The following is a 15,074-nucleotide window of genomic DNA, read 5'->3' as shown; positions in this document are numbered from 1 at the left end:
CCATCATTAAATCAATAACTTTCAGTTAATACCTTCCATTTCGGCTATAAAAAGTCTATATTAATAGGGTGTAACCTTTTATACATAGAAAACGACTAATATTATGAACGGGGAGGGGAAATGATGGACTCCGTTTTCGAGGAACTTTATCAAAAATATCATCATGACGTTTTTCAATTTCTATTTTATATGGTCAGAAATAAAGAACACGCAGAGGATCTGGTTCAAGAAGTCTATATTCGGGTATTCAAGTCTTATGATCGTTTTGAAGGAAAAAGCAGCGAAAAGACATGGCTGTTTTCGATTGCTAGAAACGTAGCCATCGACTTTTTCCGTAAACAAAAGGGCTGGAAAGAAAAATTACTCGAAAAATTTGATTGGTCAACTAATCAGGTGAAGGATGAGTATCCAATACCAGAGGAGATTACCGTCCAGAAAGAAGAAATCAAATGGATTTATAAATGCCTTGAATTTTGCACAATGGATCAACGCGCTGTCATTATTTTGCGCTATCTGCAGGATTTATCTATTGCTGAAACAGCTAAAGCATTAGGCTGGACGGAAAGTAAAGTTAAAACTACGCAGCATCGTTCTTTAAAGGTATTGAAGAAGCAGATGGAAATGTCCTATGAAAAGGAGGCAGTAACTAGTGAAAAAGTCGGAGTGGAGCGATAGAGAGCTCGAAGAACTATTAATGCAAATGCCAAAAATTAAAGATCATCGCGATCCTCGTGACATTTACCAAAATCTTTCACTAAATAAACGTAAAACGAAAACATGGCTGTTACCAGGCTTGGCTGCTGTGGCGGCATTGTTGCTTTTCTTCATCTTAGTTCCGAAAATGAACGATGGGACAAATTTCTCGTTTGATACCGCACAAGAGGAAAAATCATCAGGGAACAGCCAAGCAATGAAAGCAGCTGAAAAGGATTCAACCATTGCAATGAAAGACCAAGCTTCTACACCAAATAAGTCGGTTTCTGAAACGAACGACAAAAAAATGGAGCTTATGAGTGCAGCCAGCATCAAAACAGCAGTCTATGAGGATGAAGTTGGGGATAGAACGGTATTAACCTATTGGATTCCGGACTCACAGGCGCAGATTCTCGTTCCTGTTTCGATTATCGTTCCTGCTGAAAAAGATAAGTCTTGGTTAACACTATTTGTTGATAATATGGCGAACTTAAAGGAAGAGGAATGGGGATTGTCTGATTACTATCCTCTTAAACTTTCGATGAATATCGATGAAAAAACAAATAGTGTGGACGTTGTGGTTCCGGATGATCATAAGTACGGACAAGGATCAGCAGAGGAAACCAGTTTTATTAAAACCTTAAATAATGATGTATCCTCAAATAGCACAATTAAAAAGTTGAATTTCTTTACAAATAACGAAAAAGGTATTGAGTTCGGTAATGAGGGTAGAGTAAAAAATCATGATATTATTGATGTGAAAAAACATGCTTTTTTCTTTCATTTTCCCGAAGGAAGCAATTTGCCATTTTTAGCACCTTCAATAGATGCTTATAGCGATATTCAGAGTGCCTTTGCGGATATGGAGACCAATAACCCTACGTACAAGCTGACAAGCTCTTTGGAGCATTTACAGCCGTTAACCGATGTAACCGTAAACGACAAAACTTTATTTGTTTCATTTAAGAGCATTATCGACATGAAAGATGATCAGTTTACATTAGCTTCGTTTGAGGCGTTGCTGTTAACAGCTAAACAATTCGGCTTGGAAAAAGTAGTTGTCAAGGATTCACAATTAACACATCTTGGACCATTTGATTTAACTAAGGAGACCAAGGTGCCAGTAGCTCCAAACCTCCGTGATATCCAATAGATTTTTAAAATCAACCGAGCAGGTTGATTTTTTTTTGCATAAAATTGAAGTGTAGTCCAAATTATAACAAATATGCTCTAGTCCTGACTCCCTAATCCATATGTTCTAAATCTGATAAACCAACATATGGTGTGGAAGAGTGCGGACAAGTTATAAGGAGGAAAATGAAATATGCGTGACTACATAAAGAGGTTTTTGATTGCCATCATTATGGCGCTTTGTATCAGTTTATTGTTCTTAGGCGGCAAACATTCGGAGGCTGCGGGTATGCACGAGACAAAAGAAATGAAGGATCGCTGGATTTGGCCGGCAGACGGTGTAATATCGGATACATATGGAACGAGGCAGGGAAAACATAAAGGAATCGATATAGCCGGGAAAATCGATACTCCGGTGCTGGCTGTTGATAGTGGAGAAGTAGTGAAAGCCTATTATTCTAATACATATGGGAATGTGGTATTTATTAAACATCCAAGTAATTTGGTAACCGTTTATGCCCACTTAAATAAGCGGACTGTATTACCTGGCCAAACGATAAAACAGGGTGAAGTCATTGGGAAAATGGGGAGAACAGGAGTAGCCACCGGAACCCATCTCCATTTTGAGACCCATCAAATGGAATGGAGATATGATAAAAGATATGCAATGGATCCGGAAAGTCTCCTCGGAAAAGCGGACGTCGGCGAAGCAGTACAGGGTGGAATTGCAAGCATTGTTGAAAATGTTTTAGCGGCAAGCTCCCATTTGCATCCGGAAGTCGAAGGCAAGTCACAATCAAGTATTTCATCAAAAGCTGCCACCTACATCGTCAAACAAGGCGATACCTTGTACTCCATTGCAAAAAAACAAAAGATTACCATAACGAAAATAAAAAAAATAAACCACCTTACTTCTGATCTTATTAGACCGAAACAAGTATTGGTTATTCAATGATTATCTTATGACCCGTGGACAAATATGTCCACGGGTTTTGTCACGAAAATGTTGAAAAACAAGCCAAAAAAATGATAGGTGAAATCTTTCGCTTAACAAAATGACGTTTCTAAAGTATAATTAACTTGTAATTTAATATCGATCTATCTTCGGGGCAGGGTGAAATTCCCGATCGGCGGTATTGAGTAGCTAATACTCTAAGCCCGCGAGCCTTTTTTGGCAGGATTTGGTGCGATTCCAAAGCCGACAGTATAGTCTGGATGGGAGAAGATGGAGGTTCTGCAGACGTTCAAAAAATATTTATTGATGAACGTTTATTAAGCATGCCTTCGTAAATCTCCCTCAAGATTAAATCTTGAGGGTATTTTTTTTACAAGGCATCTGAATTGCTGAACCTCTCTTCCTTAAGCGATGGATCAAAAAAGGAGAGAGGAAAATGAAGAACACAAAGAACACAAAGAACACAAAGAACACAAAGGTAAAAACGATGGTGACAATTGGAATGCTTAGCAGTATCGCCTATCTTTTAATGCTATTAAATTTTCCATTGCCGCCATTCCAAGGTTTCTTATTAATCGATTTCAGCGATATCCCCGCATTGATTGCAGCGTTACTCTTTGGGCCGATTGCAGGAATATTAGTTGAGTTTTTCAAAAATGTTCTAAATTATATTGCGACCGGAAGTCAAACAGGAATTCCAGTAGGCCATATTGCTAATTTTCTAGCGGGTATTCTGTTTATCTTGCCGACGTATTATGTATACAATAAAATAAAGACGAGGAAGGGCATGACACTTGCGTTAATACTTGGCACAACCATAATGGCGGTTATGATGAGTGTATTAAATTATCTTTTTATACTCCCAGCCTATACTGCCCTCTTGAATTTTCCTGACATGCGTAACTATGTGGTACCTGGAATTCTGCCGTTCAACATCATAAAAGGAGTTATCATGTCTTTCGTCTTTATGTTACTGTTCACCCGGATGCAGGCGTGGATTAATAAATTCTCAACGATAAAAAGTGCATAGTAAATGAAAGGCATTCAGGAGTTCTCCTGTTTGCCTTTTTTAATAAAAAAACCCCCACCTAAAAAGGCGGGGGGGTAGTAGCTTAATAATATTTTTTTGACAAAATATTATTCGAATTTAGTTGGATTGCCATCAAATGATTCATCAGCAACTTTGATTGAATCAGTTGGGCAGCCCTCAAAAGCATCCATCATATCATCGATTAACACATCTGGAATTTCAACGATACCTTCATTATCGTCAAGAGTTACAAATGCAATGCCTTCATCATCATAATCATAAATATCTGGTGCTGCAGCGCCACATGCCCCACAAGCGATGCAAGTTTCCTTGTCCACAATCGTATACTTTGCCATGAAAAAAAACCTCCCAGTAATATAACAAAATTATTCTTCCTCGTTTTCCATTCTGAAAATGGAAACGCATTACTCATTTCTATTGTAAAACTGTATGAGCAACTTTTCAATAGAAAAATGCTTTTAAATACTATTGTTTGTTTATTTGAATTTAATAAACTTCCACAATTTCGGGCAACAAGAATCCTCATTTCATGGTAGAATAAAATAAGAAAAAAAGGACATTTTGTCGAGAAAATTCGAAAAAAGTGTGGGGGAGGAGCTTGGATGGCACAATTAGCCTCAATAATACTTTACTGTTTAACACAATTAAACGGGGAACGGACAATATATTCCATCTTCCACCTTTTGAATGGAAAAAAATCATCTCAAACCATCCAAGATGCCCATTTATTTTCGTTGAAAAACTTTTTTGGAGTATACGAACCCCTATCAAGAGAATCCTTCGAAGAAATAATTCAATGGATGCAAGAAAGCGAGTGGATCTGTAATGGTGGCGAACAACGATTCCTTCTTACGCCCGCAGGCAAGTCTTTTTTAGGAAACCATCCATTACCGGAATTCCTAAATGGCTGGGACTATCATCCATTCACAACGCAGTTTTGGGAAAGGCTGAGTCTATTTATTCAGGTCACTTCGAATCTTGTATTCCAAGAATCAAGATACATACCTATCCAAAAAAATAAGCATGTTCATCAATGGCTGAAATCTGTTTTAAAGGAAATTAAAGTACCAAGAAAGGAAATGGGTGCAATTGTTTATTCCGAGCTAGTGGAATGCTTCAATGACGCCAATGAAATTGATCCCTCGCTGTTGGTGTTTCGGCTGACAGGTTTTCAGCAGATTGGATTAACGGCTTCGCAGACAGCTAAAAGACTGCAGCTGGAATATCACGATTACCATATTGGATTCTTAAATACACTCCATTACTTAATTCGAAAAATTAGCGATAATGCCACTCGCCTTACGGTTTTAGCCATGTTAATTCACGATTTAAAGCAAGAAAATGAACTAACACTCTCTTCAAGGAAAACGCAAAAACTATTAAATCAAGGATTTTCACCTGAGATGATTGCAACTTACAGGCAGCTGAAATTAAGTACAATTGAAGATCATTTTGTTGAATTTGCATTAAATGTCGATGATTTCTCTATAGATACTTATGTGGATTCAGAGCTGCAAACGAAAATTCTGGAAATATCCAACCATTCAGCTACTAAAAAGCTAAAGCTGATAAGGGAGAAAGTGCCGGCAGCCACTTATTTTCAAATAAGGTTGGTGCTGGCGAAGTATGGTGATCGGTAATGGAATTAGAAAGTATTTTAGAAAAGCATTTTGGTTATCATTCGTTTAAAACCGGGCAGAAGGAGGTAATCTCATCCATCCTGGCAGGAAATCATACATTGGCGATGCTGCCGACAGGAACAGGTAAATCTTTGTGTTACCAACTACCTGGACTTATTTTAAAAGGGAAAATCTTAATTATTTCTCCACTTCTTTCCCTCATGCAGGATCAGGTAGAGCAATTTAAACGGTTTGGCGAAAAAAGGGTCATTGCTTTGAATTCTTTTCTTTCAACAGAGGAAAGAAATCATGTTCTTAGCAGCTTAAGCAGCTATAAGTATATTTTCCTATCGCCCGAAATGCTCCGGATTCCCTTTATAATGAGAAGACTGCAAGACCTTGACATCTCATTGTTTGTCGTTGATGAAGCGCATTGTATCTCACAATGGGGTTATGATTTTCGTCCTGATTATTCAAAGCTGGGCGACATTCGTCAAAAATTAGGAAATCCCTTAACCCTTGCACTTACCGCGACAGCTACAAGCAAGGTACGAGAGGATATTATTGCTTCTCTTCGAATAGAAGAAATAAACAAAATAGAATCGACGATTGACCGCCCGAATATAGCGATGTATGTTGAAAACGTACCCGATTATCATGATAAGCAAGACAGAGTCATAGAGCTGGTAACTAATCTGCAAAAACCAGGAATCATTTATTTTACAAGCAAAAAAGCGGCAGAACAAATGGCATCATTACTAGTAGATAAAGGGATTTGCCGGGCAATGCCCTATCACGGAGGATTGGATCAAAATTCAAGAATTTTGATTCAACAACAATTTATCTTCGGGCAGCTTGATGTAATCTGTGCAACAAGTGCATTTGGGATGGGGGTAAATAAAGAAAATATTCGGTTTATTATCCACTATCACATGCCGATGCAAATGGAATCTTATCTTCAGGAAATCGGCAGGGCAGGCCGTGATGGACTTCCTTGTATTGCGGTATTATTGCATTCACCTGGAGATGAGCAGCTTCCAATCCATCTTGCAGAAGGAGAATTACCTTCAGAGCAGCAAATTGATTGGCTGTTCAAGAGAATATCGAATGAACAACGATTAATGGATGTTAGAGTGCAACTGCCGAATTCGTTTAAAGAACTTGGTGGTTTTTCAGACATTCAATGGAGAATGGTCGAGGACTTTGTTAACAGCCCGCATCGTCATACAAGTCAGCTTGAAGAGCTACAAGCAGATTTTAAGAAATTAATAAAAGAAAGATTAATCGTTAAGAAAAAAAATATTTTTCAAATGAAAAAATGGGTGGAATCCACTTTGTGCCGGAGAGAATTAATCTTGCAATATTTTGATGAAACATTGTCGGGAAAGATTCCATTCTGCTGTGATCAATGCGGGCTGAAATTAAACGATTACCAAACGGGACAGCAAACACTAACGCTTAAAGAAAATGAGCAGTTGTGGAAGGATTATCTTGCCAAAATCTTAACTAATCGTGAGCTGAGCAAATGAAAAAAAAGTATAATGAATTAATCATAAGTTTAACGGATAAAGATCTACTTTTTCACCTATATATGACCCAAATCATTCTACTGGCAATTTCGTTCATTTTAGGATTTCTCTTATTTGATCATTTCTCCTATTTGAGCAAGATTCACTTGAATGACATTAATATTGCTATTATCGGCATACCTGCTGGTGTTGCTGTAGTTATCATTGATATCGTATTAATGAAATTGCTGCCTGCTTCTTTTTATGATGACGGGGGACTTAATGAAAGGATTTTTAGAAAAAGAAGTTTTATCCATATAATGGTGATTGCCGGGCTGGTCGCATTTAGTGAAGAATTACTATTCCGCGGGATTATTCAAACAAGGGTTGGTCTCATCCTAGCAAGCATAATTTTTGCGATTATCCACTATCGCTACCTTTTTAATTGGTTCTTATTTTTAAATATTATCTTACTAAGCTTTGTTATTGGGATGATTTATCAGTGGACAGATAATTTAGCGGTTACGATTGTTATGCATTTTGTTATCGATTTTCTTTTGGGCATATATATAAAATTAAGACGGATAAAAACGGCTGATGAACAGGGGGGAGCTGCGACGTGAATAAAGAAGAACCATATAGAGATCAAGCGGAGAGATTGAAACAGCGGATTCAAAAAATTAATGAAAAAAATGAAATTGTCGAGGAGGATGACAAATTACCTCCGAGAGAGCAGATTCATCGTCAAAAGAAAAAGAAAACAAAATGGAAGCTAAAATATCCTGTCATTCGCTTACTAGTCCTATCCTTTATCCTCCTTCCTATCATCATTTTTAGTGTGATTTCATATCGTGATGGCGGGAAAAAAGTTAATGGAACAGAAAAAAATTCAGGAGACTCATTGTGGAATGAACCAATCAATTTTGAAAATCAGAAGAAAGATGACGAAATCTTAGACGATAAATCTAACAAATCTGAGGAACCGAAGGAAATAAAGGATGATAATAAGGACTTAAGTACCCCCGTAGAAAAGGGCGAAGAACCAAAGGTCGAACCTGACCAGCCTGTTACTACTAATAATGCCAATTCTTCTGCTCCACCGCCTGCACCAAATGCAGGCAATGCGAATAAGCAGGTTTCAGAAAAGAACAGTCCGCAGCAAGCAGAGAAGACCAATAGCCAACCGAATACGCCACCAAAGCAAGATAAAATGATCTACCATACGGTCCAGCGGCAAGAAACTCTCTATAAACTGGCGAAGAAATATTATAATTCAGCAAAAGGTATTGAGATTATTAAGAAGGCCAACAATCTGACCAGTGACCAAATTCAAGTGGGTCAAGTTTTGAAAATACCGTTAAACAACTAGCCGATCTTAGATCGGTTTTTTGTTTTAGAAACATATTGTACAGGACAAGTTCATATGAATATATGGAAAAGGGGCGGAGCTTAAGAAATGGAGGGTGATAAAATGGATTCTCCAATCCAATTACTTGAGAATACTGATCAAGCAACAAAGCAAATGTTAGAAAATGTGAGAAAAAGGAAGAAAAAGTTTGAAGACACGAAAAAATGGCATTATTTTTCGGTATATGGAACACTCTTATTGGCCTTCTTTTTCTTTGTTTATTTCAATTTTACTATTGCTGAGCATTATTCTTATTCTTTTTTAGCGATGTTATCGGCTGCTTTAAATGATTCCATTAATGTTTTGTTGTTAAGTATGACGATTATTGGGTTTGGGGCTATGAATCTTTTGAGACAACAAAAGGAGAAAAAGGAAAAGGAATTCCAAGAATTGCGCTGTGAAATCGTCGACCGCAGTAAGGATTTATGGAAGAGGGAGGAAGAATGGAAAAACCGCCATATTGTTTTTGAAATCATGAAAAAACAATACGACATCAACCTTTATCACGAAAAAAAATAAGAAGCAGACTTAAACTGCTTCTTATTTCTAAAAAATCGTCTGCCTATCTCTTTCTTCTTTTAAGATTTCAACGGCTTCACGGAACCGCTGTGCATGAATGATTTCTCGCTCACGCAAGAAACGAAGGCTGTCATTTATATCTGGGTCGTCACTAAGATTAATGAGCCATTGATAAGTGGCCCTGGCCTTCTCTTCTGCCGCTATATCTTCATATAAATCAGCAATCGGGTCGCCTTTTGCAGCAATATAGGAGGCAGTCCAAGGCACGCCTGCTGCATTTTGATAAAAAAGAGCGCCATCATGGTTAGCATAATGATCACCAAGTCCAGCCGCTTTCATTTGCTCTGGAGTGGCATCTTTCGTTAATTTATAAACCATTGTGGCAATCATTTCAAGGTGGGCAAATTCCTCTGTTCCGATATCTGTCAGAAGGCCAATAACTTTATCAGGAATGGTATATCTTTGATTTAAATAGCGTAAGGCCGCTGCAAGTTCACCATCAGCCCCGCCGTATTGCTCAATTAAATATTTTGCCAGTGTTGGATTGCACGTGCTGACACGAACCGGATATTGGAGCTTCTTTTCATAGATCCACATTAATACATACCTCCTTTTTTACTTTGATTACTGTCCAGCTCCAGCGCCCAGCGGCTAGTGGACTTCGCTCTTCTCCCTACGATAAGTCAACATCGAATCGCTCCGCTCTTCGTGTTTCCTTTATCTCAGTCGAAGCGCTCCAGTCCATACGCCGCTAACCGGGCGCTTCCGCTTTTAAACTTGCCATGGCCAAGGTGTGTCATCCCAATTCCATGGATAACCGGAATAGCTATTACCAAATTGCAATAACGGACCAAATTGGCTTTCAAATGCTTTTTTTAAATGTTTTCTTTCTTTGACATAATGATTAAATTGGTTAATTGCCTCTATGTCGTCATTATGTGTATCTAAATATAATGTTAACTCGACTAGGACAAAGTCAACAGTTTGAAGCTGTTCCATTAATTGATAGTACTCTGCGGGTACCTGTTTCATGTTTGTGGCCCTCCCTTAGCCCTTTCAAAAGAGTTAAAATAAGGGTCATAGAAATCCTTCCAAAGCGTGCCCGCTCGGAGTGCTTCAGCAGGTGTAAATTGTGGAAGATTCGGTGGTTGAAATCCCATATATAAATGAGGTGGGGTGGAATAAGTTTTTTCAGTTAATGGTTTGCAAGGGTCAAATGGACTGGCGTAAGGATGATAGGTTTTTTGATGAGTATTCATGGTAGCCCTCCCTTTATTCAACATCAATTAATAATATGAAATATTTCTTGTTACATGACATAAAAGTTTAATATATTAAAGGGTTTTTCCATTGGTTGTCGAAGTATAATTAAGAGGGAAGGATTAATACTTTGAGGTGATGGGAATTGTTCGTAAAAAATATGATGATACCAAAGCATGAGTGTTATACGGCACAGGGAGGTATAACGCTAAATGAAGTTTTAGAAATGTTAGAAAAGTATCAAATTGATGGAATTCCTGTTTTAAGCGGCGATAAATATTTAGGGGTTGCAACAAGGTATACCATTTATGAAAGCTATTTTCTATCTAACAAAACCAAGGACGAATATTTAAACTCAACTTATGTTAAAGATATTGCCACACATCAAGAACAGTTTTTAGCGGGTGGAGAAGTATTTGAGAAAACACTTCTCGAATTGAAAGATTTCCCATTGTTAGCTGTGGTCGACAACAAGCGGAATTTTCTTGGAGTAGTAACACGATCTGATGTTCTAAGTTCGTTTGAAAGTGCATTTGGGGTAAATCGCCCGGGAGTGAGAATTGCGTTTACATCTGTTGAGACAGAAGGCAGGATTGCCCGTCTTTCGGAAATTGCCCATCACTTTCATGAGCACATTATTTCACTTGTTACTTTCGATGAAACAGATAAACTCGTACGAAGAATCGTTATGAAGATTGAAAAGAAGGATAATATTGATAAGTTTTCCAAGAAGCTTGAAGAACATGGTTTCCGTATCTTAAGTATTGATGAGGACTAATTAAACGAATTGGGGAATATTTAAAATCCCTCTCATACATTGTATGGGAGGGATTTTGTTTTTTAGTTTAAGTATTGTTATGGTATGATTTCCGTACAACTTTAAGTAAGGAAATGGGGAAAAGAGAAAATGGTTGTTCTTATTGTTGTCCTGTTTATAATTGGCGGAAGCCTACTCTTATATATGCTCCGAGAAGCATTTTTAAACGATGTATCAGAACACGAATTATTTTTTTCTGACTTTCCAGACACATTTGGTAGTGTTTCACTCTTTTTTATTTCGGACATTCATAGACGGACCATTTCAGACAAGATTATTAATGGTGTTAAGGGGAAGGCTGATTTTGTCGTCATCGGAGGGGATCTCATGGAAAAGGGTGTACCCTTTGAACGTGTTAAAGCCAACCTGTTGAAATTAAAGCAAATTGGCCCCGTTTACTTTGTTTGGGGAAATAACGATTATGAAGTTGATTATCATCAATTGGATGCCATCCTTCTCGAGACTGGTATAAAGGTATTAGATAATACAGCCGTTACCTTTGAATCAGAACAGGGCGAGAAGTTATCCTTACTCGGAGTGGATGACTTGAATCAGAACCGGGATCGGCTTGATTTGGCACTATTAGATGCGGAAGCTGCGAGCTTCAAAATTTTAGCAAGCCACTATCCAAGCATCACAAGAAAAGTTCATCCCGAACAAGAAATTCGACTCGTGTTATCCGGACATACGCATGGAGGACAAATACATATCTTCGGGTATAGTCCCCAAAAGCGAGGCAGCATAAAAAAACTCAGGAATACGATTCTGTTAATTAGTAATGGCTATGGAACAACGTCCCTTCCTTTAAGGTTAGGAGCACCTGCAGAAACCCATCTAATTACGCTAAGAAAAGGTAAGGACTTGGTATGATTGTTGTAGACAATTCACCAATAGAACCCTAAGGCATACACTGAAAACAAGTTTATGTCACGGCAGGGGGCAAAAGCATGCGCTTAGAACGCTTAACGGCCAATAAAATAAAAATTTTTTTAACTTCTGATGATTTGTTTGAAAGGGGACTTTCCAAAGATGATATTTGGAAGGATTCAAGCAAATGGAATCAGCTCTTTCATGATATGCTCGAAGAGGCGAGTGAAGAATTTGATGTTGACATACAGGGTTCTGTTGCAGTTGAAATATTTTCCCTTCAGGCCCAAGGTATGATTTTGATTATTACAGTTGATGAAGTAAAAGATGATGAAGAGTTGTTATATGATGGTTTTATTGAAATGCAGGTAAGGCTTGAAGGCTGTGAGGATCTCTTGTATGAATTTGAAGAATTTGAGGATATTATTAGTCTTTCAAAAAGACTGTCCTCGGTAGATCAATTTGGCGGAAGCCTCTTTTCCATGCGTAATCACTATTACCTTTTGATGGATAAAACAGAAACTGTAAATAAAGATAAGGCGGCCTGTATCTTATCGGAATACGGCAACCCCTCCATTCTAAGCCCGATCGTGTTAGCTGAATACGGTAAAGCAATTATAAAAAATAAAGCGGTGGAAACCATTCTACAGTATTTTAAATAAGCGTTACCCGGGATAAATATTTTTCCGAAGGGGTCCGCCGCCCCTTTTTGTTTATTGAGAAAAGAAGAATTCGAACTGGCAATGCTGCTTTAAAATTCCTGTTTGAATAATGATGGCAGCGTTTACATATCCGCGCTTTAAAATAGTGAAATGTGTGTTTTTCTTCTTGCATAAATCAATTAAACGTGTATACTTGTGACTGAAAGCGGACAACATTCGTAAAAGTGATTTCTTAGGAGGATTACAAATGGTAGCCGAAAATGGTACAGAAAAGACTAATCAAGTGGAAAAGAATGATGTGTTGAAATCAACACAAACAGTTATTCATAAAGCGCTTGAGAAGTTAGGTTATCCTGAAGAAGTATACGAGCTCTTGAAAGAGCCGTTACGTATGATGACAGTAAAAATTCCAGTTAAAATGGATGACGGATCGACAAAAATATTTACGGGATACCGTGCACAGCATAATGATGCAGTAGGACCGACAAAAGGTGGAATTCGTTTTCATCCGGGTGTGACTGAAACAGAAGTGAAGGCACTTTCCATTTGGATGAGCTTAAAATGCGGAATTGTAGATCTTCCATATGGCGGTGGTAAGGGCGGTATCATTTGTGATCCGCGTGACATGTCCTTTAGGGAGCTTGAAAGATTAAGCCGTGGATATGTAAGGGCAATCAGCCAAATTGTCGGGCCAACGAAAGATATTCCTGCACCAGACGTTTTTACAAATTCACAAATTATGGCTTGGATGATGGATGAATATAGCCGAATCGATGAATTCAATTCTCCAGGATTTATTACTGGTAAACCGCTTGTACTTGGCGGTTCGCATGGGCGCGAATCGGCAACAGCAAAAGGGGTAACAATCTGTATCCGCGAAGCAGCTAAAAAGAAGGGCATTCAAATTGAGGGTGCAAGGGTTGTTGTTCAAGGTTTCGGTAATGCGGGCAGCTTTTTGTCCAAGTTCATGCATGATGCCGGGGCAAAGGTTATTGGTATTTCTGATGCCTACGGTGCGTTGTACGATCCAAACGGTTTAGATATTGATTATCTATTAGATAGACGTGACAGCTTTGGAACAGTCACTAAATTGTTTAATAACACGATTACAAACAAAGAACTGCTTGAACTCGATTGTGATATCCTTGTTCCTGCTGCCATTGAAAATCAAATTACAGCCGAAAATGCTCATAACATTCGTGCGACAATCGTAGTTGAAGCCGCAAATGGTCCAACGACATTAGAAGCAACAGAGATTTTAACAGAGCGCGGCATTTTACTTGTACCTGATGTACTGGCATCAGCTGGTGGTGTAACTGTTTCTTATTTTGAATGGGTACAAAATAACCAAGGGTACTATTGGTCTGAGGAAGAAGTAGAAGAAAAGCTTGAAAAAATATTGGTTAAATCTTTCAAAAATATTTATGACACAGCCCAAACACGCCGTGTCGATATGCGCTTAGCCGCCTATATGGTCGGTGTAAGAAAAATGGCTGAGGCGAGCCGTTTTAGAGGCTGGATTTAAGTTAATACATTGAAATATCGCAAAAAAACTCCTATCATAGACGATAGGAGTTTTTTGATTGTTTTTTAAGGAGCGTAATGATTATGCAAATAGAAGATATCATCATTGTTGGAGGAGGGCCCTGTGGATTAGCAGCGGCAATTTCATTACAAGAAATGGGGAAAAGGCCATTAATAATTGAAAAAGGTAATCTGGTAAATTCAATTTATCATTATCCGACACATCAAACATTTTTTAGTACAAGTGAAAAGTTAGAAATTGGAGAAGTACCATTTATTACAGATAGCTATAAGCCTAAAAGAAACCAGGCTCTCGTCTATTATCGAGAGGTAGCTAAACGAAAACAGCTGCGTATTAACGCTTTTGAACGAGTCACAAAAGTATCTAAGCTGGATGATTTATTTCAAATCGATACGAATAAACATACCTATTGTGCTCGTTATGTGGTTATCGCAACAGGTTATTATGATCACCCGAATTATTTGAATGTGCCAGGTGAGGACCTGCCAAAGGTTTTTCATTATTTCAAAGAGGCGCATCCTTATTTTGATAAAGATGTCTGTGTCATTGGCGGGAAAAACTCAAGTGTTGATGCCGCTCTAGAGCTTGTGAAGGCGGGGGCACGCGTTACTGTTTTGTATCGCGGAAAAGAATATTCCCCCAGCATCAAACCTTGGATTCTGCCTGAATTCGAAGCCTTAGTCCGTGCTGGCACGATTTTAATGGAATTTAATGCTAACGTGAAAGAAATAACTGAGAATCAGGTCATTTACAGTAAGGATGGAGAAGATAAGGCGATAACAAATGATTTTGTGTTTGCGATGATAGGCTATCATCCAGACCATCCATTTTTAAAAACAATGGGTGTGAAGATTGATTCGGAATCAGGAAGACCGCTTTTTAATCCGGAAACGATGGAAACGAATATAGATGGTATCTATATCGCGGGTGTCCTTGCAGCAGGTAATAATGCAAATGAAATTTTTATAGAAAATGGCAGGTTCCATGGCGGACAAATTGCCCGCTCCATTATAGACAAAGAAGCCAAAGGGTGATAGC

18 protein-coding genes and 1 riboswitch are annotated in these 15,074 nt (G+C 38.3%); of the genes, 14 read left to right on the top strand and 4 right to left on the bottom strand.

Annotated elements, in window-relative coordinates; genetic code table 11:
• Positions 1-123 precede the first annotated feature (123 nt).
• The 4 genes from sigX (at position 124) to BANVL01_RS11440 (ending at position 3,809) form a co-directional block, all read left to right on the top strand.
• Positions 124-675: an RNA polymerase sigma factor SigX gene (gene sigX, locus BANVL01_RS11455; protein WP_066089412.1), complete on the top strand. Its 552-nt coding sequence runs from the start codon at positions 124-126 to the stop codon at positions 673-675.
• A complete protein-coding gene (locus tag BANVL01_RS11450) occupies positions 650-1,846 on the top strand; it encodes an RsiX family anti-sigma factor (RefSeq protein WP_066089409.1) in 1,197 nt (398 codons plus the stop codon). The genes sigX and BANVL01_RS11450 overlap by 26 nt, the downstream gene beginning before the upstream one ends.
• A gap of 171 nt (positions 1,847-2,017) precedes the next feature.
• Positions 2,018-2,779, top strand: coding sequence for a peptidoglycan DD-metalloendopeptidase family protein (locus BANVL01_RS11445; RefSeq protein ID WP_066089406.1), 762 nt, complete (start codon positions 2,018-2,020; stop codon positions 2,777-2,779).
• Between the two features lie 141 nt (positions 2,780-2,920).
• A riboswitch (FMN riboswitch) is annotated at positions 2,921-3,055 on the top strand.
• A gap of 160 nt (positions 3,056-3,215) precedes the next feature.
• The gene (locus tag BANVL01_RS11440) at positions 3,216-3,809 is read left to right on the top strand and encodes an ECF transporter S component (protein ID WP_066089403.1); all 594 of its coding nucleotides are present in this window, start codon (positions 3,216-3,218) and stop codon (positions 3,807-3,809) included.
• A gap of 107 nt (positions 3,810-3,916) precedes the next feature.
• Here BANVL01_RS11440 and BANVL01_RS11435 read toward each other — a convergent pair whose 3' ends face one another.
• Positions 3,917-4,165 carry a ferredoxin gene (locus BANVL01_RS11435; protein ID WP_066060880.1) on the bottom strand — a complete coding sequence of 83 codons (249 nt, stop codon included), beginning with the start codon at positions 4,163-4,165 and terminating at the stop codon, positions 3,917-3,919.
• A gap of 267 nt (positions 4,166-4,432) precedes the next feature.
• Between BANVL01_RS11435 and BANVL01_RS11430 the strand changes: the two genes are divergently transcribed.
• The 5 genes from BANVL01_RS11430 (at position 4,433) to BANVL01_RS11410 (ending at position 8,884) form a co-directional block, all read left to right on the top strand.
• The gene (locus BANVL01_RS11430; RefSeq protein ID WP_066089400.1) at positions 4,433-5,470 is read left to right on the top strand and encodes a YpbB family protein; all 1,038 of its coding nucleotides are present in this window, start codon (positions 4,433-4,435) and stop codon (positions 5,468-5,470) included.
• Positions 5,470-6,978, top strand: a complete 1,509-nt coding sequence (locus BANVL01_RS11425) for a RecQ family ATP-dependent DNA helicase (RefSeq protein ID WP_066089397.1) — start codon at positions 5,470-5,472, stop codon at positions 6,976-6,978. Before BANVL01_RS11430 ends, BANVL01_RS11425 begins: the two co-directional genes overlap by 1 nt.
• Positions 6,975-7,580, top strand: coding sequence for a CPBP family intramembrane glutamic endopeptidase (locus tag BANVL01_RS11420; RefSeq protein ID WP_066089394.1), 606 nt, complete (start codon positions 6,975-6,977; stop codon positions 7,578-7,580). The genes BANVL01_RS11425 and BANVL01_RS11420 overlap by 4 nt, the downstream gene beginning before the upstream one ends.
• Entirely contained in the window at positions 7,577-8,326 is a 750-nt protein-coding gene (locus tag BANVL01_RS28215; protein WP_066089391.1) for a LysM peptidoglycan-binding domain-containing protein, read from the top strand. Before BANVL01_RS11420 ends, BANVL01_RS28215 begins: the two co-directional genes overlap by 4 nt.
• 102 nt (positions 8,327-8,428) lie before the next feature.
• The gene (locus tag BANVL01_RS11410; protein WP_066089388.1) at positions 8,429-8,884 is read left to right on the top strand and encodes a DUF2663 family protein; all 456 of its coding nucleotides are present in this window, start codon (positions 8,429-8,431) and stop codon (positions 8,882-8,884) included.
• Between the two features lie 27 nt (positions 8,885-8,911).
• On the opposite strand, the gene BANVL01_RS11405 is transcribed toward BANVL01_RS11410, so the two are convergent.
• The 3 genes from BANVL01_RS11405 to BANVL01_RS11395 form a co-directional block, all read right to left on the bottom strand.
• Positions 8,912-9,481: a manganese catalase family protein gene (locus BANVL01_RS11405; protein WP_066089385.1), complete on the bottom strand. Its 570-nt coding sequence runs from the start codon at positions 9,479-9,481 to the stop codon at positions 8,912-8,914.
• 174 nt (positions 9,482-9,655) lie between these two features.
• Positions 9,656-9,916, bottom strand: a complete 261-nt coding sequence (locus BANVL01_RS11400) for a spore coat protein CotJB (protein ID WP_066089381.1) — start codon at positions 9,914-9,916, stop codon at positions 9,656-9,658.
• The gene (locus BANVL01_RS11395; protein ID WP_066089378.1) at positions 9,913-10,143 is read right to left on the bottom strand and encodes a spore coat associated protein CotJA; all 231 of its coding nucleotides are present in this window, start codon (positions 10,141-10,143) and stop codon (positions 9,913-9,915) included. The genes BANVL01_RS11400 and BANVL01_RS11395 overlap by 4 nt, the downstream gene beginning before the upstream one ends.
• Positions 10,144-10,289: 146 nt before the next feature.
• On the opposite strand from BANVL01_RS11395, the gene BANVL01_RS11390 reads away from it, so the two are divergent.
• The 5 genes from BANVL01_RS11390 (at position 10,290) to BANVL01_RS11370 (ending at position 15,070) form a co-directional block, all read left to right on the top strand.
• Positions 10,290-10,922 carry a CBS domain-containing protein gene (locus BANVL01_RS11390; protein ID WP_066089375.1) on the top strand — a complete coding sequence of 211 codons (633 nt, stop codon included), beginning with the start codon at positions 10,290-10,292 and terminating at the stop codon, positions 10,920-10,922.
• A 129-nt stretch (positions 10,923-11,051) separates the two neighbouring features.
• Positions 11,052-11,831, top strand: coding sequence for a metallophosphoesterase (locus BANVL01_RS11385; RefSeq protein ID WP_066089371.1), 780 nt, complete (start codon positions 11,052-11,054; stop codon positions 11,829-11,831).
• A 77-nt stretch (positions 11,832-11,908) separates the two neighbouring features.
• A complete protein-coding gene (locus BANVL01_RS11380) occupies positions 11,909-12,490 on the top strand; it encodes a genetic competence negative regulator (RefSeq protein WP_066089368.1) in 582 nt (193 codons plus the stop codon).
• 247 nt (positions 12,491-12,737) lie between these two features.
• Positions 12,738-14,015 carry a Glu/Leu/Phe/Val family dehydrogenase gene (locus BANVL01_RS11375; protein ID WP_066089365.1) on the top strand — a complete coding sequence of 426 codons (1,278 nt, stop codon included), beginning with the start codon at positions 12,738-12,740 and terminating at the stop codon, positions 14,013-14,015.
• 83 nt (positions 14,016-14,098) lie between these two features.
• Positions 14,099-15,070 carry a YpdA family putative bacillithiol disulfide reductase gene (locus BANVL01_RS11370; protein ID WP_066089362.1) on the top strand — a complete coding sequence of 324 codons (972 nt, stop codon included), beginning with the start codon at positions 14,099-14,101 and terminating at the stop codon, positions 15,068-15,070.
• Positions 15,071-15,074 lie beyond the last annotated feature (4 nt).

The organism is Neobacillus novalis NBRC 102450 (genome assembly GCF_001591805.1).
Lineage (GTDB): Bacteria > Bacillota > Bacilli > Bacillales > Cytobacillaceae > Neobacillus > Neobacillus novalis.
This window is presented reverse-complemented; position numbering and strand designations above follow the sequence as displayed.

Excerpts from the sequence above, each read along its gene's own strand:
- BANVL01_RS11410 (WP_066089388.1), top strand. The coding sequence starts at position 8,429 with ATGGATTCTCCAATCCAATTACTTGAGAATACTGATCAAGCAACAAAG.
- BANVL01_RS11445 (WP_066089406.1), top strand. The coding sequence starts at position 2,018 with ATGCGTGACTACATAAAGAGGTTTTTGATTGCCATCATTATGGCGCTT.
- BANVL01_RS11395 (WP_066089378.1), bottom strand. The coding sequence starts at position 10,143 with ATGAATACTCATCAAAAAACCTATCATCCTTACGCCAGTCCATTTGAC.
- BANVL01_RS11425 (WP_066089397.1), top strand. The coding sequence starts at position 5,470 with ATGGAATTAGAAAGTATTTTAGAAAAGCATTTTGGTTATCATTCGTTT.
- BANVL01_RS11385 (WP_066089371.1), top strand. The coding sequence starts at position 11,052 with ATGGTTGTTCTTATTGTTGTCCTGTTTATAATTGGCGGAAGCCTACTC.
- BANVL01_RS11370 (WP_066089362.1), top strand. The coding sequence starts at position 14,099 with ATGCAAATAGAAGATATCATCATTGTTGGAGGAGGGCCCTGTGGATTA.
- BANVL01_RS11405 (WP_066089385.1), bottom strand. The coding sequence starts at position 9,481 with ATGTGGATCTATGAAAAGAAGCTCCAATATCCGGTTCGTGTCAGCACG.
- BANVL01_RS11375 (WP_066089365.1), top strand. The coding sequence starts at position 12,738 with ATGGTAGCCGAAAATGGTACAGAAAAGACTAATCAAGTGGAAAAGAAT.
- BANVL01_RS11430 (WP_066089400.1), top strand. The coding sequence starts at position 4,433 with ATGGCACAATTAGCCTCAATAATACTTTACTGTTTAACACAATTAAAC.
- sigX (WP_066089412.1), top strand. The coding sequence starts at position 124 with ATGGACTCCGTTTTCGAGGAACTTTATCAAAAATATCATCATGACGTT.
- BANVL01_RS11400 (WP_066089381.1), bottom strand. The coding sequence starts at position 9,916 with ATGAAACAGGTACCCGCAGAGTACTATCAATTAATGGAACAGCTTCAA.
- BANVL01_RS11435 (WP_066060880.1), bottom strand. The coding sequence starts at position 4,165 with ATGGCAAAGTATACGATTGTGGACAAGGAAACTTGCATCGCTTGTGGG.
- BANVL01_RS11380 (WP_066089368.1), top strand. The coding sequence starts at position 11,909 with ATGCGCTTAGAACGCTTAACGGCCAATAAAATAAAAATTTTTTTAACT.
- BANVL01_RS11420 (WP_066089394.1), top strand. The coding sequence starts at position 6,975 with ATGAAAAAAAAGTATAATGAATTAATCATAAGTTTAACGGATAAAGAT.
- BANVL01_RS11440 (WP_066089403.1), top strand. The coding sequence starts at position 3,216 with ATGAAGAACACAAAGAACACAAAGAACACAAAGAACACAAAGGTAAAA.